This window comes from Siccirubricoccus sp. G192 (assembly GCF_019084075.1).
Classification (GTDB): domain Bacteria; phylum Pseudomonadota; class Alphaproteobacteria; order Acetobacterales; family Acetobacteraceae; genus G192.
On sequence record NZ_JAHREN010000001.1, the window covers coordinates 4,725,670 to 4,747,767 of the forward strand.

Annotated in this window: 19 protein-coding genes, 1 tRNA gene and 1 pseudogene; 9 read left to right on the forward strand and 12 right to left on the reverse strand. The window is 69.1% G+C overall.

Annotation, left to right across the window (positions count from 1 at the left end):
- Nucleotides 1-9: 9 nt before the first annotated feature.
- Nucleotides 10-984 (reverse strand): MBL fold metallo-hydrolase, encoded by a 975-nt coding sequence (locus tag KSF81_RS22840; protein ID WP_217380912.1) that lies wholly within the window; start codon nucleotides 982-984, stop codon nucleotides 10-12.
- A gap of 69 nt (nucleotides 985-1,053) precedes the next feature.
- Entirely contained in the window at nucleotides 1,054-2,031 is a 978-nt protein-coding gene (locus KSF81_RS22845; protein WP_217380913.1) for a D-glycerate dehydrogenase, read from the reverse strand.
- A gap of 133 nt (nucleotides 2,032-2,164) precedes the next feature.
- Between KSF81_RS22845 and KSF81_RS22850 the strand changes: the two genes are divergently transcribed.
- Genes KSF81_RS22850 through KSF81_RS22870 form a run of 5 tightly spaced genes read left to right on the forward strand, consistent with a single transcriptional unit; the run spans nucleotide 2,165 to nucleotide 8,902 of the window.
- Entirely contained in the window at nucleotides 2,165-2,956 is a 792-nt protein-coding gene (locus tag KSF81_RS22850) for an SDR family oxidoreductase (protein WP_217380914.1), read from the forward strand.
- A 3-nt stretch (nucleotides 2,957-2,959) separates the two neighbouring features.
- Nucleotides 2,960-4,225 (forward strand): hydantoinase/carbamoylase family amidase, encoded by a 1,266-nt coding sequence (locus KSF81_RS22855; protein ID WP_217380915.1) that lies wholly within the window; start codon nucleotides 2,960-2,962, stop codon nucleotides 4,223-4,225.
- Nucleotides 4,222-6,324, forward strand: a complete 2,103-nt coding sequence (locus tag KSF81_RS22860; protein ID WP_309139654.1) for a hydantoinase/oxoprolinase family protein — start codon at nucleotides 4,222-4,224, stop codon at nucleotides 6,322-6,324. Before KSF81_RS22855 ends, KSF81_RS22860 begins: the two co-directional genes overlap by 4 nt.
- Before the next feature lie 47 nt (nucleotides 6,325-6,371).
- Nucleotides 6,372-7,199: a hypothetical protein gene (locus tag KSF81_RS22865; RefSeq protein ID WP_217380916.1), complete on the forward strand. Its 828-nt coding sequence runs from the start codon at nucleotides 6,372-6,374 to the stop codon at nucleotides 7,197-7,199.
- 38 nt (nucleotides 7,200-7,237) lie between these two features.
- Nucleotides 7,238-8,902 (forward strand): hydantoinase B/oxoprolinase family protein, encoded by a 1,665-nt coding sequence (locus KSF81_RS22870; RefSeq protein ID WP_217380917.1) that lies wholly within the window; start codon nucleotides 7,238-7,240, stop codon nucleotides 8,900-8,902.
- Nucleotides 8,903-9,513: 611 nt separating this feature from the next.
- Here the strand turns inward: KSF81_RS22870 and KSF81_RS22875 are convergent.
- The 4 genes from KSF81_RS22875 to KSF81_RS22890 all read right to left on the reverse strand — a co-directional run bounded on the left by KSF81_RS22875 (nucleotide 9,514) and on the right by KSF81_RS22890 (nucleotide 11,851).
- Nucleotides 9,514-9,879, reverse strand: coding sequence for a hypothetical protein (locus KSF81_RS22875; RefSeq protein ID WP_217380918.1), 366 nt, complete (start codon nucleotides 9,877-9,879; stop codon nucleotides 9,514-9,516).
- 97 nt (nucleotides 9,880-9,976) lie between these two features.
- Nucleotides 9,977-11,176, reverse strand: a complete 1,200-nt coding sequence (locus tag KSF81_RS22880) for an IS256 family transposase (RefSeq protein WP_217379024.1) — start codon at nucleotides 11,174-11,176, stop codon at nucleotides 9,977-9,979.
- Nucleotides 11,177-11,267: 91 nt separating this feature from the next.
- A complete protein-coding gene (locus KSF81_RS22885) occupies nucleotides 11,268-11,564 on the reverse strand; it encodes a hypothetical protein (protein WP_217380919.1) in 297 nt (98 codons plus the stop codon).
- Entirely contained in the window at nucleotides 11,561-11,851 is a 291-nt protein-coding gene (locus KSF81_RS22890; RefSeq protein ID WP_309139742.1) for a peptidoglycan-binding domain-containing protein, read from the reverse strand. Before KSF81_RS22890 ends, KSF81_RS22885 begins: the two co-directional genes overlap by 4 nt.
- 172 nt (nucleotides 11,852-12,023) lie before the next feature.
- Between KSF81_RS22890 and KSF81_RS22895 the strand changes: the two genes are divergently transcribed.
- The 3 genes and pseudogenes from KSF81_RS22895 to KSF81_RS22905 all read left to right on the forward strand — a co-directional run bounded on the left by KSF81_RS22895 (nucleotide 12,024) and on the right by KSF81_RS22905 (nucleotide 15,187).
- Entirely contained in the window at nucleotides 12,024-13,475 is a 1,452-nt protein-coding gene (locus KSF81_RS22895) for an amidohydrolase family protein (RefSeq protein WP_217380921.1), read from the forward strand.
- Between the two features lie 70 nt (nucleotides 13,476-13,545).
- Nucleotides 13,546-13,842: pseudogene (locus KSF81_RS22900) on the forward strand (thiamine pyrophosphate-binding protein); the annotation flags it as partial.
- Between the two features lie 265 nt (nucleotides 13,843-14,107).
- The gene (locus KSF81_RS22905; RefSeq protein ID WP_217380922.1) at nucleotides 14,108-15,187 is read left to right on the forward strand and encodes a thiamine pyrophosphate-dependent enzyme; all 1,080 of its coding nucleotides are present in this window, start codon (nucleotides 14,108-14,110) and stop codon (nucleotides 15,185-15,187) included.
- Between the two features lie 60 nt (nucleotides 15,188-15,247).
- Here KSF81_RS22905 and KSF81_RS22910 read toward each other — a convergent pair whose 3' ends face one another.
- Complete coding sequence (locus tag KSF81_RS22910; RefSeq protein ID WP_217380923.1) at nucleotides 15,248-16,087, reverse strand: alpha/beta fold hydrolase; 840 nt, start codon at nucleotides 16,085-16,087, stop codon at nucleotides 15,248-15,250.
- A gap of 14 nt (nucleotides 16,088-16,101) precedes the next feature.
- On the reverse strand, nucleotides 16,102-17,310 hold the full coding sequence (locus KSF81_RS22915) for a CaiB/BaiF CoA-transferase family protein (RefSeq protein WP_217380924.1): 1,209 nt from the start codon (nucleotides 17,308-17,310) through the stop codon (nucleotides 16,102-16,104).
- Between the two features lie 113 nt (nucleotides 17,311-17,423).
- On the opposite strand from KSF81_RS22915, the gene KSF81_RS22920 reads away from it, so the two are divergent.
- Nucleotides 17,424-18,935, forward strand: coding sequence for an aldehyde dehydrogenase family protein (locus KSF81_RS22920; RefSeq protein ID WP_217380925.1), 1,512 nt, complete (start codon nucleotides 17,424-17,426; stop codon nucleotides 18,933-18,935).
- Nucleotides 18,936-19,019: 84 nt separating this feature from the next.
- Here the strand turns inward: KSF81_RS22920 and KSF81_RS22925 are convergent.
- From KSF81_RS22925 to KSF81_RS22940, 4 genes are all read right to left on the reverse strand, one after another.
- Nucleotides 19,020-19,096: transfer RNA gene (locus KSF81_RS22925), tRNA-Pro, on the reverse strand.
- A gap of 196 nt (nucleotides 19,097-19,292) precedes the next feature.
- Nucleotides 19,293-20,735, reverse strand: a complete 1,443-nt coding sequence (locus KSF81_RS22930; protein ID WP_217380926.1) for a Do family serine endopeptidase — start codon at nucleotides 20,733-20,735, stop codon at nucleotides 19,293-19,295.
- A 290-nt stretch (nucleotides 20,736-21,025) separates the two neighbouring features.
- Entirely contained in the window at nucleotides 21,026-21,376 is a 351-nt protein-coding gene (locus tag KSF81_RS22935; protein WP_217380927.1) for a hypothetical protein, read from the reverse strand.
- 24 nt (nucleotides 21,377-21,400) lie between these two features.
- Nucleotides 21,401-21,757, reverse strand: coding sequence for a hypothetical protein (locus KSF81_RS22940; protein WP_217380928.1), 357 nt, complete (start codon nucleotides 21,755-21,757; stop codon nucleotides 21,401-21,403).
- Nucleotides 21,758-22,098 lie beyond the last annotated feature (341 nt).

Consider the following 22,098-nt stretch of genomic DNA (forward strand, 5'->3'; position numbering starts at 1 on the left):
CCCGCCGGTTCAGGACCATTCCACGGGGAAGAAGCGGTAGCCCTCGCCGTCCCTTGCGATATGGCCAGTCGCCGGGAAGGGGAAGTGGTAGCCCGCCACCCGCACCCGGTCCACCGCCACCCGATCCAGCACGCGCCGGCGCGTCACCTCGGCCATGGCGGCGTCGAATTCAAACAGCGAATGCAGGCCGGGGCGGCGGGCGAAGACCTCCGGCCGGTGGGTGGTATCGGCCAGGAGCATCAGTTCCTCCGCGCCATCGGCCACATGGAAGATCATATGGCCGGGGGTATGGCCATAGGCGGCGATGGCGCGGATGCCGGGCGCCACCTCCTCGCCATCCCGGTAGCGGCGGAGGCGGGCCTGGTAGGGCGCGAAGCGGCGGGCGACATTGGCGAAATTCACCCGCTGGCCCTCCGGGCTACGGCTCTCGTTGCCAGGGTCGGACCACCAGGCCCATTCGATCTCGCCCACCGCGACCTCGGCATTGGGGAAGACCGCCTGGCCCTCCGCCGTGGTGAGGCCGTGGATATGGTCGCGGTGGCAATGGGTGATCACCACCAGCCCGACCCGGGCGGGGTCGATGCCGGCCGCCTGCATGTTGCGCGCGAGCAGCCCGGAGGTGGGGCCCATCTGCCCGCCAGTGCCGGTATCGAAGGCGATCAGCAGCCGCCCGGTATCGACGAAGGGGACGGTATAGACCCCGTCATAGGTGGTGGTGGGCATGAAGGCTTCCGCCAGCACCGCCTGCACCTCCGCGGTCGGCGCATTGCGGACCAGCCCTTCCACCGGGCGGCGGGAGAAGCCGTCATGCACCGTGGTGACAATATAGTCGCCGAGGCGGAAGCGGTAATAGCCGGGCGCCTGGGACAGGGCGGGCGCGGCGGGCTGGCCCGCGCTCTGGGCGAATGCGCCACGCAGCAGCGCGGGCGTGGCCAAGGCGGCGGCAATGGGCGCGAGCAGGGCCTTGCGGCGCAGGATTGTCATGCATGTCCTCCCCGGTTCCCGGTTGCGGGCAGCATGCGCCATCCGGCGCCCTGTCTCCAAGGCCCCGGATCAGCCGACCCGGTGCGGCGGCGCCTTGCCCTGCAGCAGCACGGCGTCCAGGTTCTCCAGGCAGCGGAGGCCCATGGCATGCCGCGTCTCGATGGTGGCGCTGCCGAGATGCGGCAGCAGCGCCACGTTCTCCAGCGTCAGGTAGCCGGGGTTCACCTTCGGCTCGTTGTCATAGACATCGAGGCCGGCGGCGCGGATATGGCCGGAGGCGAGCGCGGCGATCAGCGCCTCGTCATCCACCGAGGGGCCGCGGCCGCTGTTCACCACGATGGCACCCTGCTGCATGGTGGCGAGCCGCTTGGCATTCAGCCATTTCCGCGTGCCCTCGCCGCCCGGCACATGCATCGACAGGATGTCGATGGTGGCGAGGAAGCGGTCGTCATCGTCATGGTAGATGGCGCCCTGCTCCAGCTCCGGCGGCAGCCTGTTGATGTCGCGGTAATGGATCTCCATGCGGAAGCCGCGGGCCATCGCCGCCAACTCGCGCCCGATCCGGCCGAAGCCCAGGATGCCGAGCTTCTTGCCCTCCAGCGTCACGCCCATGAGCTGGGTCGGCGCCCAGCCTTCCCACTTCCCGGCGCGCACCATCCGCTCCCCCTCGCCGGCGCGGCGGGCGGCCATCAGCATCAGGGTGAAGGCGCATTCGGCGGTGGCGAAGGAGAGCACCTCGGGCGTGTTCGTCACCACGATGCCGCGCGCCCGGGCGGCAGCGATATCGATATGGTCGGTGCCGACGCTGAAGGTGGTGATGATCTTCACGCTCTCCGGCAGCGCCTTGATGCAGGCGGCATCGAAGCGGTCCCCGGCGGCGCCGAGGATGCCGGCGGCGCCGGCCTCGGTGGCGCGCCTGGCGATCTCGGCGCCATCCACCGCCCAATGCGCGTCCTGCGGGTTGAGGCGGGCATCGTAATCGCGGGCGGCGCGGGCCTCGATGGCCTCGGGCAGCTTGCGGGTGACGAGCAGGACGGGCTTGGCCATGGGGGAGTCTCCTCGGGATTGAGGCTTCCTTACCAGCCCTGCGCCGTCTTGCCAGCCGGGCCCGCGGCGGGCAGGGTCGCGGCTCGCCATGGCCGGGTGGGCAGGGCCCCGCCCCACTCAGGGAGAGACAAGGATGGATCTGGGCTTGCAGGGCCGCCGCGCCCTGGTGATGGGCGGCACGAAGGGGCTTGGGCGGTCGATCGCCGATGCGCTGGCCGAGGAAGGCGCGCATCTGGTCATCAGCGGCCGCGACCAGGGAAGGCTGGACGAGGCGGCGGCGGCGCTGCGGGAAAAGGGCGCGGCCAGCGCCATCGGCGTGCCCGGCGACGTGGCGAATCCCGAGGACATGGACCGGCTGGCCGATGCCGCCGTGAAGGCCATGGGCGGCGTCGATATCCTGGTGCTGAACCATGGCGGCCCGCCGCCCTGCACGGCGCTGGAGATGCAGGAGGCCGATCTCATCACCTGGTTCCAGCGCATCACCCTCTCGCCCATCCGCATCACCATGCGGCTGCTGCCCGGCATGCGGGAGCGGCAATGGGGCCGGATCATCGTGGTGGGCAGCACCGGGATGCAGCACCCGATCCCGCATCTGGCGCTCTCCAACACCTTGCGCGCGACCATCTGGTCCTGGCTGAAGACGCTCTCCGGCGAGGTGGCGAAGGACGGGGTGACGATGAACGTGCTGGCGCCCGGCTCCATCCGCACCGACCGCACCAAGGACACGCTCGGCAAGACCGCGGAGAAGCGCGGCATCACCATGGAGCAGGCGGAGAAGGAATCCTCGCGCGAAATTCCGGCCGGGCGCTTCGGCGTGCCGGCGGAATACGGGCCGATGGGCGCCTTCCTCGCCAGCGATCGGGGCAGCTACATCACCGGCAGCATGATCCGCGTCGATGGCGGCCGGGTGCGCGGGATGCTGTGAGCCATGATCCCGAACCTCACCCCTGACGTCGCGCTCGCCGAGCGGCTTTTCGCCGAGCTCCGGGCACGGAGCTTCGATGGCACCGGCATCACCCGCGAAGCCTATGGACCGGGCGAGCGCATGGCGCATGCGCTGATGCGGGAGACCGCCGATGGGCTGGGGCTGGAGGTGCGGGCGGACCCGGTCGGCAACCTGTACATGACCCTGCCGGGCACCGACCGGGCGGCGAAGCGCGTGCTGCTCGGCAGCCATCTCGACAGCGTGCGGCAGGGCGGCAATTTCGATGGCGCGGCCGGCGTGCTGGCCGGGCTCGCCGCCGTGGCCGGGCTGAAGCAGGCGGGCTTCACCCCGGGCCGCGATATCACGGTGATGGTGACGCGGGCGGAGGAAGCGGGGGCCTGGTTCCCCACCTCCTACCCCGGCAGCCGCGGCGCGCTCGGCACCCTGCCGGCGGAGGAATTGCAGATCCGCCGCATGGACAGCGGCAGGACGCTCGCCGAGCACATGCGGGAGGAAGGCTTCGATCCCGCCCATGTGGAGCGTGGTGGCAAGGAACTCGGCCCCGACAATGTCGCGGCCTTCCTGGAGGTGCATATCGAACAGGGGCCGGTGCTGGAGGCGGAGGGCATCCCCATCGGCATCGTCACCGGCATCCCCGGCAGCCGGCGGCTGCGCCAGGGGCGGGTGCTCGGCGAATACAACCATTCCGGCGGCACGCCCCGGAAATACCGGCGCGACGCGGCGATCGCCCTGGCCGACCTCGCCTATCATCTGGACGAGACCTGGTGCCGGCTGGAGGCGGAGGGCCACCACCTGGTCTGCACCTTTTGCACAATGGCCACCACGGCCGAGGCGGGCTTCACCAAGATCCCCGGCGAGGCCACCTTCCAGTTGGATGTGCGCAGCGTGAACCTGCACAGCTGCGATGCGGTCTTCGAGGTGCTGTATGACCGGGTGGCGCAGATCGAGGCGCGGCGCGGCGTGCGCTTCGATCTCGGGCCGGAGGGCGGCAGCCGCCCCGGCCCGATGGATGCCGGCGTGCAGGCGGGGCTGAGACGCGCGGCGGAGGCGCTTGCCATCCCCTATCGGGCGATGGCCTCCGGCGGCGGCCATGATGCGGCGGCCTTCGCCCAGGCCGGCGTGCCGGCCGGCATGCTGTTCGTCAGGAACCAGCACGGCAGCCACAACCCGAAGGAAGACATGCGGATCGAGGATTTCGCGGCGGCCTGCGCGGTCGCCCAGCGCTTCGCGGCGGAACTCGCGCAGTGACGGCAGGCCTGGCAGCCGAGGGCGGCAGCGCCGCCCGTCTTGCGGTGGATATCGGCGGCACCTTCACCGACCTCGCCATCGAGCAGGACGACCAGCGCTGGACCGCCAAGGTGCTCACCACCCCCGCCGCCCCGGAACAGGGCGTACTGGCCGGCGTGCGGGCGGTGCTGGGCAATGCCGGCATGGCGCCGGGCGACATCGCCATGGTGATCCACGGCACCACGCTCGCCACCAATGCCATCATCGAGCGCAAGGGCGCCCGCACCGCGCTGCTGACCACCGAGGGTTTCCGCGACGTGCTGGCGCTCGGCAACGAGTCCCGCTACGACCAGTACGACCTGAACATCAGCCTGCCGGAGCCGCTGGTGCCGCGCCGCTGGCGCCTGCCCGTGCCGGAACGGCTCGACAATACCGGCGCCGTGCTGCTGCCGCTGGACGAAGCCGCGGTGGCGCGGCAGGTGGCGTTCATGCGGGCGGAGGGGATCGAGGCGGTCGCCATCGGCTTCCTGCATGGCTTCGTGAACCCGGCGCATGAGCGCCAGGCCGCCGCCATCCTGCGCCGGCTCTGGCCGGAGGTGCCGGTCTCGCTGAGCAGCGAGGTCTCGCCCGAGATGCGGGAATGGGAGCGGTTCAGCACCACCGCCGCCAATGCCTATGTGCAGCCGCTGATGGCCAGCTATCTCGGCCGGCTGGAGGTCGGGCTGCGCGAGGCGGGGCTGGCCTGCCCGCTCTTCATGATGCTCTCGGGCGGCGGGCTCACCACGCTCGAGACCGCGGCGCGCTTCCCGATCCGGCTGGTGGAGAGCGGCCCGGCGGGCGGCGCCATCTTCTCCGCGCATGTGGCGCGGCAGCGCGGGTTCGACCGGGTGCTGTCCTTCGACATGGGCGGCACCACGGCGAAGATCTGCCTGATCGACGACTACCGGCCCCAGGCCAGCCGGACCTTCGAGGTGGCGCGGGTCGGCCGCTTCAAGAAGGGCTCCGGCTTGCCGCTGCGCATCCCGGTGATCGAGATGGTGGAGATCGGCGCCGGGGGCGGCTCCATCGCGCAGGTGGATGGCATGGGCCGCATCCAGGTGGGGCCGGAAAGCGCCGGCGCCGTTCCCGGCCCGGCCTGCTACGGCCGCGGCGGGGCCAGGCCGGCGGTGACGGATGCCAACCTGGCGCTCGGCCGCTACGACCCCGCGAATTTCGCCGGCGGTTCGCTCCGCCTCTACCCGGAGCCGGCGCGGGATGCGCTGGCGGCGCAGGTCGGCGGCCGGCTTGGCCTTTCGCCGGAGATGGCGGCGCTCGGCGTGGTGGAGATGGTGGACGAGAACATGGCGAATGCCGCCCGCGTCCATGCCATCGAGAGCGGCAAGGGCTTCGAGGGCCGCACCCTGATCGCCTTCGGCGGCGGCGGGCCGGTGCATGGCACGCGGGTGGCGGAGAAGATCGGCATCCGCCGCCTGCTGGTGCCGAGCGGCGCCGGCGTCGGCAGCGCCATCGGCTTCCTGCGCGCGCCGGTGGCCTATGAGGTGGTGCGGAGCCTCTACCAGCGCTTCGCCAGCTTCGACGTGCCGGCGGTGAATGCGCTGCTGGCCGGCATGGCGGAGGAGGCGATAACGGTGGTCTCGCAGGGCGCCTTGGGCGCGCCGACCGTGGAGCACCGGCTGGCCTATATGCGCTATGTCGGCCAGGGCCACGAGATCGCGGTGCCGCTGCCGGCGCGCGACCTGACGGCAGCGGATGTGCGGGAGATCCGCGCGCTCTATGACGTCGAGTACACGAAGTTCTACGACCGCCCCGTCCCCGGCAGCGACGTGGAGGTGCTGAGCTTCGCCGTGACGGTGGCGACGACGACGGAAGCGATCGAGCCCGTCGCCAGGGTGGTCCCCGCCCCCGCCCCTGCTCCGATCCGCACCCAGATGGTGCGCGACACCGCGACGGGCGAGGTGACGGAATGGCCGGTCTACGACCGCACCGCCATGGCGTCGGGCGCGAGCGTGGCGGGGCCGTGCATCGTGGCGGAAGACGAGACGAGCACGCTGGTGGGGCCGGGGTGGTCCTGCCGGATGGATGGGTTGAGAAATCTCGAGTTACTGCAGTACGGCACGTGAATTCGTTTGCACTGGTGCTGCGGATACTTCTTGTGTGGAGCGCGGAGATGGCACAGGCACTGGTTACGATGGTTTCGCTACTCGCCTTTGCCCTCTTAATAAGCGGCAAATTGCACGCACAGGTGCCCGAAGCCGCTGACGCGTTGCGTTTGATCAGAGAGACCGCTGATGGTCTTTGCGAGAGAATACCGCTTGAGCGTACAAATTCCGGCATGCGCCTAAGCGGACAGGCGGAAGCCGAACTACGCGGGGTGCTAGCCCGCCTCAGCGCCCTTGGGGTACGAGGAGCAGTCCAGTATGAGCAGACGGCGGAGTCCAGGGCAGTACTCGAGGGTGACATAGTAAGGGCGTTAGGCCAGCGAGACACGTGCAAATTGAGTGTTTTCCACGCACTGATTGACCGATTGCTCCCGACGCACAGAAGTCAAGCACCATCAAATGTTATAATGCGAACAAACATAGAAGGAATCTTCATCGGGAGTTTATTAGAGCAGATTTCTGCTCGCAGGGATCTAGAATTCGGCATCACAGACACTAAAGAAGTATTTGCAAGAAAGAGAACGGTGTATTTAGCTGGACCTCAAGGCGCGCACACCACCATAAATGCAGAAGTCATTTACAATCTGAGAAATAACGAAGTTTATCGCATTATGCTTTGGCTCGACGAGCAGGCAACTTGGTGCGCTAGAAATCCAAATTTAGTTTTTAATCAACTCACTTATGAATGGGGCCGGCCGGTGGCTGAATCGAGAGGTTCAGAACACAATTCTTTTTCTTTTCAGAGCGATCGTATCCAGGTCAAGCATTACCTCCGCTCTTTTCAGGCGGGCGCCTGGAATTGTCCCTCTTATATTGAGTACATGATTAGAGACTAAAACAAGGCTCAATGGCCCACTCGTAGGAGAATTAGCCCATGCAGGACGCCCTTGGTTTGGCCACCATCCAGCGCCAGATCCAGTGGAACCGCCTGATCGCGGTGGTGGAGGAACAGGCGCAGACCATGATCCGCACCGCCTTCAGCACCACGGTGCGGGAGGCAGGCGATCTCTCCGCCGGCATCTTCGATCTGCAGGGGCGGATGCTGGCCCAGGCCGTCACCGGCACGCCGGGCCATGTCAATTCCATGATGGAGAGCGTCGGCCATTTCCTGGCGAAATTTCCGGCCGCCGGCATGCGGCCGGGCGACCACTACATCACCAACGACCCCTGGCTCGGCACCGGCCACCTGCACGACCTGACGGTGGTGACGCCCGCCTTCCGCAACGGCGCCATCGTCGGCCTCTTTGCCAATACGGCGCATATCATCGATATCGGCGGCCTCGGCATGGGGCCCGAGGGGCGCAGCGTCTTCGAGGAGGGGCTCTACATCCCCATCGTGAAGTGCTTCGACCGCGACGTGCCGAACGAGACCTTCTTCGACTTCATCCGGGCAGGCAGCCGCACCCCGGTGGAGCTGGAGGGCGACATCTACTCGCTTTGCGCCTGCAACGATGCCGGCGCCAAGCGGCTGGTGGAGATGCTGGACGAATTCGGCATGGACAGCCTCGACCCGCTGGCCGACTACATCTTCACCAGCAGCCTGCGGGCGACGCTGGAGGAGATCGCCCGGATTCCAGCCGGCACCTATCGCGCACAGATCAAGTCCGATGGCTATGAATCCGAGGTCACGCTGAATGCCGCGATGACGGTGCATCCCGACCGCATCGTGGTGGATTACGCCGGCACCTCCGGCCTCTCGGGCCGCGGCATCAATGTGCCGCCGGCCTATTGCCGCGCCTATTCCTGCTTCGGGATCAAATGCGTCGTGGCACCGGAAGTCCCGAACAACTGGGCCTCGCTCTCGCCTTTCCATATGGAGATTCCGGAGGGCTGCATCCTGAACGCGCCGCGGCCCTACCCTGTCAGCGTGCGGCACGTGGTCGGGCAATTGCTGCCGGACCTGATGATGGGCTGCCTGCACCAGGCGGTGCCGGGGCGGGTGAATGCCGAGGGCTCCTCGGCGCTCTGGAACCCGCCGCTGCGTGGCGGCGCGCAGGTCTCCGGCCAGGCAGCGGAGGTCGAGGATTTCGAGATCATCACCTTCAATTCCGGCGGCACCGGCGCCCGCCCGGCTAAGGACGGGCTGGACGGCATCGCCTTCCCCTCGGGCGTCCGCACCATGCCGGTGGAAGCCACGGAGAACGTCGCGCCGGTGATCTTCTGGCGGAAGGAGTTGCGCCCGGACAGCGCCGGCCCCGGCCGCACCCGCGGCGGCTTCGGCCAGGTGATGGAGATCGGCGCCAAGGGCGATGCCGAATTCGCGGTGAATGCCATCTTCGACCGGGTGGCCAATGCACCGAAAGGGCGCGAGGGCGGCGGCGACGGGGCCAATGGCTGGGTCGGGTTGAACGACCCGAACGGCACGCCGCTGCGCACCAAGGGCTTCCAGATCATCCCGAAGGGCCGGCGGCTGCTGCTGAAGCTGCCCGGTGGCGGGGGGATGGGCGACCCGAAGGCGCGCGATCCGGCGCTGGTGCGGCGGGATGTGGCGGATGGGCTGGTGAGCGAGGCGGCGGCGCGGGAGATCTACGGGGCCTGAGGCTCGGGGTCGCGCTTCGGTGGCCCACCAATAATCCCTGAAGGGATGGCAGCACGCTCCAACCCCGGCAAGGGCTGGGGCATGTCCTCGGTGCGGATGACGGCGGCGCGAAAGAGGGCGCAGTCGCCGGCAACCGAGAAGCCGCTCGGGTAGACGACCCGGCCACCCGGCAGCCGGTCGGGGGGTATGCCGCAGGTCGTCTTGTAGTTCCCCAACAGCCGGCGCAGCCCCTCGGGAGGGGGGGCCGCAGCCGTGGGCCGTGTATCCATTCGCGACCGAGTCTGCGATCCGCCGTTCCATGTTGAGGGTGAAGTTGGTCCAGTCCCAGCGGTCTTTGCCGTCGAATACCGGCCACAGAGGGATAAGGATGGTATTACCGAACCGCCAGTACCGGAACCCGCCCTCGTCCATGGCGCTTGTGAACATCTCGATGTATTCCAGGCGCAGCGGCCCTTCCAATTGTGGTGGTCCGCCGAGGCCCCACTTCGGAGTGCGCCCGCAACTCGGCTTGTAGACCTGTGTCGGCACAAGCGTTGCCACGACCAAGAGCGCTGCGCCGAAGCCAAAGCTTATTGCAATCCACTTCGAGCGCCGCCGCATACGAATGCCCCTCAACGGATGCGGCCCCAGGATGCGCTCTGCAGCGTCAGCGTGCCATTTGGCCCGTAGCGCAGTTCGGCCTGTACATCCTGGGAACGATCATAGCTCATACGGAAAGGTGCGGCTTCACCAGCCCGCTCCAGAATTTCGGCTGCATCGCGGCCAGGCTGGCCCGGGTTGAAGTCGAAGATTTCCTTGGGACCAAAACCGTGCGCCACGGTGCCTCGGATCGTGAGCATGTCACCATTGCGCTCGGCACTGAAGGTTCCATCCGATTTGATAGCGCTCCGGCCGAAGGCCAAATAGGTGGATGGCCGACTCGCAGTTGCGGGTGTGTCCCAATAATCATCGAAGTTGAAGGTTTCTCCTTCCTGCAATCCAAGAAGCCCCTCGTTAACACCTCGGTTATTGGTGCGGGTCGTGTCCCCCGTCGTGGTGTAGGAGCGGTGCTCCTGGGCGGGCCTGATCGCCGCGTCAGGTTGTCACGGCAGGCAAGCTGACGACGGCAGTATCGCTGAGAGTGCCGATCGTCTCCAGGGTCATGTAGCGGGATCGTTGGGTTGCCCACTCATCGGATTGCTCGAGGAGGATGGCGCCGACCAGGCGAACGACGGCGGCGTCGTTTGGAAAGATGCCAACGACGTCGGTGCGCCGCTTGATCTCGCCGTTCAGCCTCTCGATTGGGTTGTTGCTGTGGATCTTGGCGCGGTGCTGCGGCGGGAAGTCCATGAAGGCCAGCACATCCTCCTCGGCGGCATCCATCAGGGCGGCGAGCTTCGGCACCTTGGGGCGGAGTTGGTCGGCGACGGTCCGCCATTGCGCATGCGCGGCAGGGGCGTCGGCTTCGGCAAAGGCGGTGCCGATCCAGGCCGAGACGATGCGGCGCTGGGTCTTCCCGGCATGGGCGGTGGCGTTGCGCATGAAATGCACCCGGCAGCGTTGCCAAGTGGCCCGCAGGACGCGGCTGACGGCCGCCTTTAGGCCTTCGTGGGCGTCGGAGACCACCAGCTTCACCCCGCGCAGGCCGCGACGCGACAAGCCGCGCAGGAAGTCGGTCCAGAAGGTCTCCGCCTCGGAGGCGCCGACCGCCATGCCGAGCACCTCGCGCCGCCCATCGCTGTTGACGCCCACCGCGACGGTGACGGCCACCGAGACCACGCGCCCGGCCTCGCGCACCTTCACGTAGGTGGCGTCGAGCCACAGGTAGGGCCAATCGCCCTCGATCGGCCGGGAGAGGAAATCCTGCACCCGGCCGTCGATCTCAGTGCACAGCCGGGACACCTGGCTCTTGCTGATCCCCTCCATGCCCATGGCGCGGACCAGGTCGTCGACCGAGCGGGTCGAGATGCCCTGGACGTAGGCTTCCTGGATCACCGCCGTCAGCGCCTTCTCCGCCGTCCTGCGGGGCTCCAGAAAGGCCGGGAAGTAAGTGCCCTTCCGGAGCTTGGGAATGCGCAGCTCGACTGTCCCCGCCCGGGTCTGCCAGTCGCGGTCCCGATAGCCGTTGCGCTGGTTCATCCGCTCGGCGCTGCGTTCGCCATGGGCGGCGCCGCATAGGCCATCGGTCTCCAACTCCATCAGCCTCTGGGCGGCAAAGCCGATCATCTCGCGGAGGAAGCTCGCATCAGAGCCCTTCTCCAGAAGCTCCCGAAGGGCAATCCTGTCGTCGGTCATCGTGGGTGTCCAAGGTTCGGGGTGCAGGTCTCGACAACCCAACCCTACCCAGGACCACCACGATGGCCGCCACCATTACGGTGGCGATCTCCTACACCACGCCCAGGGGCGCGACCTTGGTGCGGCCTGTGAAGGTAAAACTCTCGAAACGCGTACGACTCGTGTCCTCCGCCTCGAGCAAGGCTGGATGGCGCTCGATCTCTCTATTTGAGTACTCCTCCAAGCCACCCTGCCCGCTCCGATAACGCCGCAGGTTCTCGGCTGCGGTGTCATAGCCGAAAAAGTCAAAGCCACGCTCGGTCAAGGAGAAGAAATTCCGGGCCGCATCCAGCAGCCCGGCTGCCATATCGGCATCGGCTGGCCCGGCGGCGTCAAGAGTATCGCTCACGGCCGTGCCCTCCCGGCCAGGCGCGCCAGTTCGATGCAGAGGGTGCATTCCGTCTCGCCGCCCGGATCGAGATAGCCGTCGCGCCGCAGGCCGCGGTCGCGCTGGTAGCCCCGGATGGCATCATCGAGCGCGCGGGTGATGTAGCCGTTCCGCTCGCGGTCGTTGTAGCGGCCAAGCACTTGCAACGCCGCCTTGAGCCAGAGGATGTCCTCGGGGTGGTTGGTGCGCCCATTGCCGGTCCGCCCTCGAAGCCATGTCCTTTCCTTGCCAGCCTCTGGAGTAATTATTTCGGACGTCTATGAAGTCTCCGGCAATCTCGATCTAGGAATATAGGCCTGATTCCATGGAGTCGTCAAGATCATTTCGAGAACGCTCCCACCCGCCAGAATGCCGGCCGGTGACAAGCCCGACCGCCCCGGCCACACTTGTCGCCCTGCCCCAGCCCTGGACGGAACCGGCATGCTCCGCTGCGACCTCATCATCCGCGATGCCACCCTCATCGACGGCACCGGCGCGCCGCGCAGCACCGGCGATCTCGGCGTCACCGGCGACCGCATCGTGGCGGTGGGCGACCTCTCCGCCGCCAGCGCGGACCGCGAGGTGATCGCCACCGGCCGGGCGCTGGCCCCCGGCTTCATCGACGCGCATACCCATGACGACCGCGCCGTGCTCTGCGGCCCGGAATGCCTGCGCTGCAAATCCAGCCAGGGCGTCACCACCGTGGTGGTCGGCAATTGCGGCATCAGCCTGGCGCCGACGCGCATGCAGCGCCGCCCGGTGCCGCCGCTCGACCTGCTCGGCGACGAGGCCGCCTATGCCTTCGGCAGTTTCGGGGAATACGCGCAGGCCCTGGCCAAATCGCCGCCGGCCGTGAACACCTATGCGCTGGTCGGCCATATGGCATTGCGTGCCGGCGCCATGGGCGAGGACCTCAACCGCCCCGCCACGGATGCCGAGATCGAGCGCATGCGCCGCCAGGTGGCGGAGGCGCTGGCGGAAGGCGCCTCCGGCTTCTCCACCGGCCTCTACTACAAGCCCAACATGATGGCGACGACGGAGGAGGTGATCGCGGTCGGCGAGCCGCTGCGCGCCGCCGGCGGACTCTACGTCACGCATATGCGGGACGAGGCGGACCGGGTCTGCGCCTCCATCGAGGAGACGCTGAAGATCGGCAAGCGCATCGGCGTGCCAGTCTGGATCAGCCACCACAAATGCTCGATGCCGGAGAATTACGGACGCAGCGTGCAGACGCTCGCGCTGATCGAGGCCGCCGCCGCCATGCAGGAGGTGGGCTACGACATGTATCCCTACCCCGCCGGCGCCACCGTGCTGATGCCGGACCGGCTGCGGCCGGAATGCCGCGTCATCGTCTCCTGGTCCGTGCCGCATCCGGAGATGAACGGCCGGGATCTCGCCGACGTCGCGCGCGGCTGGAACACCGATATCCGCAGCGCCGCCGAACGCCTGCTGCCCGCTGGCGCCATCACCTTCCAGATGGACGAGGAGGATGTGCGCCGCATCATGGCGCATCCGCTCTCCGTCATCGGCTCGGACGGCATCCCGCAGGAGGCGCATCCGCATCCGCGGCTCTGGGGCACCTTCCCGCGGGTGCTCGGCCTGTACAGCCGGCAACTCGGCCTGCTGGACCTGGAGACCGCCATCCACAAGATGACAGGGCGCACCGCCGCGCTGTTCGGCATGGAGGATCGCGGCGTGCTGCGCCCCGGCGCCTATGCCGACCTGGTGCTCTTCGACCCGCACCGGGTCATCGACCGTGCGACCTTCGAGGAACCGACCCTGCCCGCCGAGGGAATCGAGGAGGTCTGGACCAATGGCGTGCCCACCTTCCGCGCCAGCCAGGGCATGACCGGGGAGCGGCCGGGCCGGCTGATCCGCCGCCACAGGGCCTGAACCACGCGCCGGCTTGGCGGCGGGCCCTGCCAGCGCTACGCAGCGGGGGCCTGAAGGAGATGCGCGCCACATGCCCACCGCCGCCGAACGCCTCACCGAATTCCTGGCCGCCCAGGGCATCGACCGCGCCTTCTGCGTTCCCGGCGAGAGCTACATCGCCCTGCTGGACGCGCTGCACGCGCACGCCACCATCGACCTCGTCACCTGCCGCAGCGAGGGCGGCGCCGGCTTCATGGCGGTGGCGGATGCCAAGCTGACGCACCGGCCGGGGGTGGTGCTGGTCTCGCGCGGCCCCGGCGCCTGCAATGCCAGCATCGCGGTGCATACCGCCGAGCAGGATGCGGTGCCGCTTATCCTGCTGGTCGGTCAGGTGGAGCGGCGCGACCTCCGCCGCAACGCCTTCCAGGAGATCGACTACGCCAATATGTTCCGCGGTGTGGCGAAATGGGTCGGCGAGGCCACGGAGCCGGACCAGGTGCCGGAACTGATCGCCCGCGCCTATGCGCAGGCCATGGGCGGCGTCCCCGGCCCGGTGGTGCTGTCGCTGCCCGAGGACGTGCTGGCGATGGACTGCGCCGCGCCCCTGGTGCCGGCCACCCTGTCCCGCCCGATGCCCCCCCGCCGCGGCGGATGTGGCACGGCTGGCGGAGCTGCTGCGCCGGGCGGAGCGGCCGATCCTGCTCGCCGGCCATGCCTTCGACACGCCGGGCGGGCGGGAGGCGCTGCTCGGCTTCGCCGAGGCCTGGCAATTGCCGGTGGCCGTCTCCTTCCGCCGGCAGGACCTGTTTCCCAACAACCACCCGCTCTATGCCGGCGATCTCGGGCTGCGGAACCCGGACGCGCAGCGCGCCGCCTTCGCGGAGGCCGATCTGGTGCTGGCGCTCGGCACGCGGCTCACCGACATCACCACCCAGGGCTGGACCTGGCCGGCACCAGGCCAGCGCCTGGTGCATGTCTGCGCCGAGCCGCGCTTCCTCGGCTGGCAATTCCCGGCGGAGCTTGCCATCGCCGCCGATGCGCGGGCGGTGATCGCGGCGCTGGCCGGCGAGGCCGCCACCGCGCCCGCAGCGCGCGCCGGCTGGAATGCTCGGCTGCGCCGCCTCCATCTGGCGGATTGCGAGGTGGTGACCCGCCCCGCCCCGGACGGCATTCCCTTCGCGCTCGTCGCCAAGCTGGTGGAGCGCGTCGCCGCCCCGGATGCCATCGTGGCGCTCGATGCCGGTACCTTCGGCGCCCCCTTCTACCGCAAGACCGCCTGGACGCCGCCGCAACGCCTGCTGGCCCCCGTCTCCGGCGCCATGGGCTTCGGCATGCCGGCGGCGGTGGCCGCGGCGCTGCGCCACCCGGAGCGGCAGGTGATCTGCGCGCTCGGCGATGGCGGGGCGCTGATGACCGGCGCCGAGCTGGCGGTGGCGGTGGCGCGCGGCGTGCCGGTGAAGCTGCTGCTCTCCGACAATGGCAGCTATGCCAGCATCCGCATCCACCAGGAGCGGGCGCATCCCGGCCGGGTTTCCGGCACCACGCTGGAGAACCCGGATTTCCTGCAATGGTGCGCCGCCTTCCGGGTGCCGGTGCTTGCGGTGGAGACCGAGGCCGACCTGCCGGCGCTGGAAGCCGCGCTGCGCGCACCGGGGCCCCTGGCGGCGGTGATCCGCACCTCGCTCCAGGCGGTGCTGCCCAAGGGGCCGGCGGCCGATACCGCCGTGGAGTAGGCTTGCACCTCCGGGCCGGTTCACGCCTCCGGGCCTGCGGCCCTTCGCCGACCGGGCCGGTCAGCCCGCCAGGAAGCCGGCGACCAGCCCGATCTGCGCCGCGTCCATCAGGGCCGGCGCATGGCCGCAGCCGGGGATCTCCGCCAGCCGCACCCCCGGCCGCGCCGCCATCTCCCGCGCCGTCTCGGCCAGCAGCAGGTCGCTTTCAGCGCCGCGGATCAGCAGGGTCGGCGCGGTGACGCGGGCCCAGTAGGCGGAAAGGTCCATCGCCGCCGGCGCCACCGCCCGGATCGGGGTGGCGATGGCCGGGTCGTAATGCAGGCTGAGCCCGGGGCCAGGTTCGGCGGGGCGGCAGGAGGTGGCCGCCAGGTGCCGCCATTCGGCATCGGTCAGCGGGCCGAAGGGGGCATGGACGGCGCGCAGATGCGCCTCCAGCGCCGGCAGGTCGGCGAAGTCCGGCATCTCGCCGATATAGTCGCGGATGCGGGCCATTGCCGCCTCCGGCACATGGCTGCCGATATCGTTCAGCACCAGGCGGCGCACCGGGTTGCCCGGCAGCGCCGCCACCGCGATGCCGCAGATGCCGCCGAGCGAGGTGCCGATCCAGTCCACCGGCCCCTCCAGCCGCGCCAGCAGATGCGACAGCGCCGCCACATAGGTCGGTGGCGCATAGAGCGCCGGGTCGGGCAGCCAGTCCGAGGCGCCGCGGCCGGGGAGGTCCGGGCAGAGCACGCGCCGCCCCTCGGCCGCCAGCGCCCCGGCCAGCGCATCGAAATCCCGGCCGCTGCGGGTCAGGCCATGGATGCAGAGAACGGGGGCGCCATCCTCCGGCCCCCATTCCCACCAGCGGAGCGTGAAGAAGCCGGGCGCCAGCAGGTAGCGGAGGGCGCCCTGCCGCATCCCCTGCCGCATCGTCAAACGATGCCCCTGGCCTTGAGGTCGGCGATCTCCGCCTCGCCCATGCCGAGCAGTTCGGAGAACACCTCCGCCGTGTGCTGGCCGAGCAGCGGCGGCGGGCTGCGGTAGTCGGGCGGCGTGGCGGAGAGCTTCACGGGGTTGGCGATGACCTTCACCGTCTCGCCGCTGGCATGCGGCATCTCCACCACCATGCCGCGCGCCTGCACATGCGGGTCGGCGAAGACCTGCTCCAGCGTGTTGATCGGGCCGCAGCCGATCTTCAGCGCCTCCAACTGGTCGATCCACTCGGCGGTGGTGCGGGAGCGCATCACCGGCGTCAGCGTATCCGTCACTGCCTGGCGATTGGCGACGCGCTTCGGGTTGCTGGCGAAGCGCTCGTCGGCCAGCAGGTGCTCCTGCCCGAAGGCCCGGCAGAAGCGCTCGAAGGTCGGGTCGTTGCCGACTGCCAGGATGATGTAGCCATCCTTGGTCGGGAATTCCTGGTAGGGCGCGATATTCGGATGCTGGTTGCCGAGCCGCGGCGGGTTCTCCCCGGTGGCGAGGTAGTTCATGCCCTGGTTCGCCAGCCAGGCCACATGCGTGTCCAGCATGCCGATATCGATCTGCTGGCCCTGGCCCGTGGCGTTGCGGTGCTGCAGCGCGGCCAGGATGCCGATGCAGCCATAGAGCCCAGCGAAGAGGTCGGCCACCGGCACGCCCACCTTCTGCGGCGAGCCGTCCGGGTCGCCGGTCAGGCTCATCACCCCGCCCATGGCCTGGATCAGCGCGTCATAACCGGGGCGCGGCGCATAGGGGCCGGTCTGGCCGAAGCCGGTGATGGAGCAGTAGATCAGCCGCGGATACTTCGCCGAGAGTTGTTCCCAGCCGAGCCCGTATTTCGCCAGCGCACCGACCTTGAAATTCTCGGCCAGGATGTCGCAGCTCTCCAGCAGCCGCTGGATGATGGCCTGGCCCTCGGGCTTGGCGATATCCACCGTGATCGACTTCTTGTTGCGGTTCACGCCGACGAAATAGGCGCTCTCCTTCGTGTTCGGCACGAAGGGCGGGGCGAAGCCGCGGGTGTCGTCCCCGGCTTCCGGCCGCTCGATCTTGATGATCTCGGCGCCGAGATCGCCCAGCATCTGGGTGCAGGTCGGGCCGGCCAGGACCCGCGTCAGGTCCAGGACGCGGATACCCTTCAAAGGGCCGGTCGGCGGCTTTTCCATGCAATCAGTCCCCTTCCAGCTTCCGGCGCCGGGCCCAAGTGCCTTGCCGCGCGCGGGCCATGGAATCATTGTCCAGCCCGGCTTATACGACCCGCCTATCCCGGGAGGAACCCATGCTCGACCGGCCGCACCCCACCCCCTCTGCCCCCTCGAACGATCCCTTCGCGCTGGCCAAGGCGCTTTCAGGCTTTCATTTCATCGGCGGCGGCTATGTGCCCGCCCGCAGCGGCCGCAGCTTCGCGGTGGTGAACCCCGCCACCGGCCAGCAGGTGGCGCAGGCCGCCGAGGGCGATGCCGCGGATGTCGATGCCGCCGTGCGGAACGCCGCTGAGGCCCAGAAGGAATGGGCCAAGCTCCCGGCGCGGAAGCGCGGCGCCCTGGTGCATCAATGCGCCGCCCTGCTGAAGGATCATGCCGAGGAACTCGCGCGGCTCATCGCGCTGGAAACCGGCAAGGCGCTGCGGACCGAAAGCCGGGTCGAGGCCGGCGTGGTCGCCGATATCTTCGAATTCTTCGGCGGCCTCGGCAGCGAGTTGAAGGGCGAGAGCGTGCCCTTCGCCCCCAATGTCCTGAGCGTGACGGTGCGGGAGCCGCTGGGGGTGGTGGGCGCCATCATCCCCTGGAACGTGCCGATGCTGCTGATGGCGCTGAAGGTGGCGCCGGCACTGGTGGCGGGCAATTCCGTGGTGGTGAAATCCGCCGAGGAGGCGCCGCTCGCGGTGCTGCGCGTCTGCGAGCTGATGAACCGCGTCCTGCCGCCCGGCGTCTTCAACATGCTCTCGGGCTTCGGCCCGGAATGCGGCGCGCCGCTGGTCGAGCACCCGCTGGTGCGGAAGCTGACCTTCACCGGCAGCGTCGAGACCGGCAAGATCGTGGCCAAGGCGGCGGCCGAGAAGCTGATCCCGGTCACGCTGGAACTCGGCGGCAAGTCGCCGATGATCGTCTTCGCCGATTGCGACTTCGACAAGACCGTCTCCGGCGCGCTGACCTCCATGCGCTTCACCCGCCAGGGGCAGAGCTGCACCGCGGCCAGCCGCATCTATGTGGAACGCCCGATCTTCGACCGCTTCGTGCAGGCGATGAAGACCGCGGTGGATGCCATGGTGATGGGCGACCCGCTGGACGAGAAGACCGATATCGGCACCATCATCTCGACCGGCCAGTTCGAGAAGGTGCAGAGCTTCATCGAGGAGGGAAAGGCGACGGCCGGCGCCACCGCGCATGTCTGCTCCGCCATGCCGAAGGACCAGGCGCTGAAGAAGGGCCTGTTCCTGCAACCCGTCATCTTCACCGGTCTCGACAGCAAGAGCCGGCTGGTGCGGGAGGAGATCTTCGGCCCGGTGACGGTGATCCAGCCCTTCGACGAGCCGGAGGCGGTACTGGCCGAGGCGAATGACAGCGAATACGGCCTGGCCGCCAGCCTCTGGACCAACAACCTGAAGGTGGGGCTGGACCTCGCGCACCGGCTGGAGGCGGGGCTGGTGCAGATCAACCAGAACCTGGTGGTGCAGGCCAACCTGTCCTATGGCGGCGTGAAGAGCAGCGGCCTCGGCAAGGAGGCCTCGCTGGAGGCGATGCTGGAGCACTTCACTCACAAGAAGACGATCATGGTGAACATGGCCTGAGCCACGCCGGAACCGGCCGCGGTGCCCCGGCGCCGTGGCCGGTTACGCTGCTTGCTGCGGCAGGGGGGGCGCCCGTGGGCGAAGTGGTCGGACCGGCGGGATTTGAACCCACGACCCCTTGTCCCCCAGACAAGTGCGCTACCAGGCTGCGCTACGATCCGACGCCGGGCGTGGTAGCATCCCAGGCCCGGCTCGGCTAGTCCAACGTCGTCCTTGCCGGAAACGCCCAACGTTTTCGGCCGGGACGGCACAGTTGGCCACCCTGACAAGGCTAGACCACAGCCTGAAAGGCTGTGGTCCAGGCCCGGCCCAGCCCCGGCGGCCCCCCCGAAGGCAGGCCGCCGGGTCCGGCCATCCTCAGCCAGTCCGCAGCGGCAGCGCGACGATCGCCCGTCCGCCCTCCCGCTCGATCTGCAGCGCGATGGCGCTGCGCCCGGCCTGGCGCGCCGCGTCAACCGCCTTGGCCACATCGGCCGGCCCGTGCACCACCTGGCCGCCGGCGCGGAGGATCACGTCGCCCGGCTGCATCCCGCGCTCCGCGGCCAAGCCATCCGGCGCCACCTGGGCCACCACCGCCCCTTCACCCTTGCCGTTCGGGGCCAGGGCCAGGCCAAGCTGCTCCCGCTCCTGCCCGGCCGCGCCGCCCTGCGCCATCCGGGCGTTGGGCGGCGTGCCGATGGTCACCTGCGGCTCGGTCCGCTCGCCATTGCGCAGCACGGCCAGCTTCGTCTCGGCGCCGGGCTTCAGCTCGGCCACCGCCGCCGCCAGGGCGCGCGGCTGCGCGATCGGCCGGCCATTCACGCCCACGATCACATCGCCCGGCTGCAGCCCGGCCCGGGCCGCCGGGGAATTCGGCTCCACCGCGGCCACCACCGCGCCCTTGGCCTCCGGCACGGACAGGGCCGCCGCCATCTCCGGGTCCAGCCGCTGCATGGAGACGCCGAGCCAGCCGCGCTCCACCCGGCCATGATCCTTCAACTGCGCCACCACATGCTGCGCGAGGCGCGAGGGCACCGCGAAGCCGATGCCGATATTGCCGCCGGAGGGCGAGAAGATCGCGGTGTTCACGCCCACCACCTCACCCGTGGTGTTGAACAGCGGGCCGCCGGAATTGCCGGGGTTGATCGGCGCATCGGTCTGGATGAAGTCGTCATAGGGCCCGGCGCCGATCTGCCGGCCGCGCGCCGAGACGATGCCCGCCGTGGCGCTGGCACCGAGGCCGAAGGGATTGCCCATGGCCACCACCCATTCGCCGACGCGGAGATGGTCGCTGTCGCCAAAGGCCACGGTCGGCAGCGCACCACCGGCCTCCACCTTCAGCAGCGCCAGGTCGGTCTGCGGATCGGTGCCGACCACCTTGGCCGGCAGGTCCCGCCCATCGGCCAGTTCGACCTTCACCTGGTCCGCATTGCCGACCACGTGGTTGTTGGTGACGATGAAGCCGGCCGGGTCGATGATGAAGCCGGACCCCTGGCCGGCGATCCGGCGCGGGGTCGGGCTGCCGCCATAGCGGCGGAAGAATTCCTCGAAGGGCGTGCCGCGCAACTCCGGCGGTATTTCGGCGGCGGCGTTCTGCACATGCCCGATCACGCTGACCCGCACCACCGCCGGCGTCACCTTTGCCGCGAGATCGGCGAAGTCCGGCCCGGCCGGGCGTGGCAGGGCGATGGCGGTGCTGGCGGCGGGTGCCTGCTGGGCGGTGGCCTGGTGCGGCAGGGGGACGAGCGCGGTGGTGGCAAGCGCCAGCGCCAGTACGCCGGAGGCCAGGATCGCGCCGCGGCGGGGATTGGTCTTGGGCATGGTCAGCTCCTCATCTCGGGGCTACCCCCCGGGAAGAGGGGCGGCTGCAGCATGAGAGTGGTGCTTCGGCCCTCGTCCCGCCCTCGCCAGCGGTTTACCGATCCGTAAAGGCAGGCGGTGGAGGCGCCGCCCCGGAGACCTTCGGGGCTGCCGCTTCGGCCGGCGCTGCGCGACCGCGGGTATTCGCCTGAATGCCACCTATCGGGGCAGCCGCCCGTCCATCCCCATCCTGACCGGGTTTTCAGTCCGCCACGGCGGCGATCGTCTCCTGCCCGGAGAGTCTCGGTGCGTCACGGCAGAACGAGTCCCACAAGGCATCGAGACGGAGGGGGGGTCTCGGTCCAGTGCGCGACCAAGGGCAGGCCGAAAGGCTCAGGCCGGTCGCCGAGCCGCCCGAAGAGCTGCACGAAACGGACGTAGTCAGGCTCGCCGTCGAACCACACCTCGCCGCAGACGGAGCGCGTTTCGTCGCTGCCACCATGCTCGAAGTCGTGGATGCGGATGTCGCGGAACAGGAGCTTTTCGTCACCGTTCAGGGCGGCGACCGCCATGACGGCCAGCCGGTCAATTCCGTCCCAGAATGCGCGAGCGGGCATCACCGTCACGGTGATCGCGGCAGCCAGGGCGATGCGTGCGAACATTGGCCTCGACCTCCTGCCAAGCGGCTATCGGCGCCGCATATGGCGCGAACGGGGGCGCTGGAACGCAAGTCCCGAGCCAGGGGCAATCAGCAACCGGTTGGCCGCCGTGGCGAAGTGCTGGCCGGTGAGGCGATTGAAGACGGCGGGGCCGCAACCGATCATCAGGAGTGCGGGCAACGGCATGACGAGGAAAGGGCTGCTGGACGCTCCGGCCCAATCCCGCGTTCGCAGTCGGATGACCTCAGCGCCCCAGGATGCGCCGGCGCGCCGCACGGGCAGACCGCCCGACACAGCCCGTCGCGCGTGGTTCCCGATGTCCAACGGATAGGCAAGCGCGCTCGTGGCGACCATCGCCGCCAACCCCATGCCGATCGACTTCATCGAAGTCTCCCGACCTTCGGCCCGGCGCGCAAAGCAGACAATGTTTTGATTCGCAGCGTCAACATGAGATGCGTGTTCCTGAAAGGATGTAATGCGCCGCCAAACCGCAACGAACCCGATCTGCGCAGGGCCGCCTGGCTGCGCTCCCATCCGCCGCAGGACGGCAGCCTGCACGCGGCCTGATGGTCGTGGCGGTTGGCAGGCATCGCCCGCAATCCCGGCGTGAACGACGAGATTCCTGCGCAGGCGGACGGCGCTGGCAGTGGTGCAGCCTCCGCCCCTGGCCGCCTCGGCCTGGCGGGTTTACCAATCCGCATGCTCGGCCGGCCCGGCCGCGGAGT

What these genes read in the sequence shown, in the direction of transcription:
- KSF81_RS22880 (WP_217379024.1), bottom strand. Translation starts at nt 11,176, where the DNA reads ATGACCGACGACAGGATTGCCCTTCGGGAGCTTCTGGAGAAGGGCTCT.
- KSF81_RS22920 (WP_217380925.1), top strand. Translation starts at nt 17,424, where the DNA reads ATGCTCGACCGGCCGCACCCCACCCCCTCTGCCCCCTCGAACGATCCC.
- KSF81_RS22845 (WP_217380913.1), bottom strand. Translation starts at nt 2,031, where the DNA reads ATGGCCAAGCCCGTCCTGCTCGTCACCCGCAAGCTGCCCGAGGCCATC.
- KSF81_RS22910 (WP_217380923.1), bottom strand. Translation starts at nt 16,087, where the DNA reads ATGCGGCAGGGCGCCCTCCGCTACCTGCTGGCGCCCGGCTTCTTCACG.
- KSF81_RS22870 (WP_217380917.1), top strand. Translation starts at nt 7,238, where the DNA reads ATGCAGGACGCCCTTGGTTTGGCCACCATCCAGCGCCAGATCCAGTGG.
- KSF81_RS22935 (WP_217380927.1), bottom strand. Translation starts at nt 21,376, where the DNA reads ATGTTCGCACGCATCGCCCTGGCTGCCGCGATCACCGTGACGGTGATG.
- KSF81_RS22850 (WP_217380914.1), top strand. Translation starts at nt 2,165, where the DNA reads ATGGATCTGGGCTTGCAGGGCCGCCGCGCCCTGGTGATGGGCGGCACG.
- KSF81_RS22855 (WP_217380915.1), top strand. Translation starts at nt 2,960, where the DNA reads ATGATCCCGAACCTCACCCCTGACGTCGCGCTCGCCGAGCGGCTTTTC.
- KSF81_RS22895 (WP_217380921.1), top strand. Translation starts at nt 12,024, where the DNA reads ATGCTCCGCTGCGACCTCATCATCCGCGATGCCACCCTCATCGACGGC.
- KSF81_RS22840 (WP_217380912.1), bottom strand. Translation starts at nt 984, where the DNA reads ATGACAATCCTGCGCCGCAAGGCCCTGCTCGCGCCCATTGCCGCCGCC.
- KSF81_RS22915 (WP_217380924.1), bottom strand. Translation starts at nt 17,310, where the DNA reads ATGGAAAAGCCGCCGACCGGCCCTTTGAAGGGTATCCGCGTCCTGGAC.
- KSF81_RS22865 (WP_217380916.1), top strand. Translation starts at nt 6,372, where the DNA reads ATGGCACAGGCACTGGTTACGATGGTTTCGCTACTCGCCTTTGCCCTC.
- KSF81_RS22940 (WP_217380928.1), bottom strand. Translation starts at nt 21,757, where the DNA reads ATGAAGTCGATCGGCATGGGGTTGGCGGCGATGGTCGCCACGAGCGCG.
- KSF81_RS22930 (WP_217380926.1), bottom strand. Translation starts at nt 20,735, where the DNA reads ATGCCCAAGACCAATCCCCGCCGCGGCGCGATCCTGGCCTCCGGCGTA.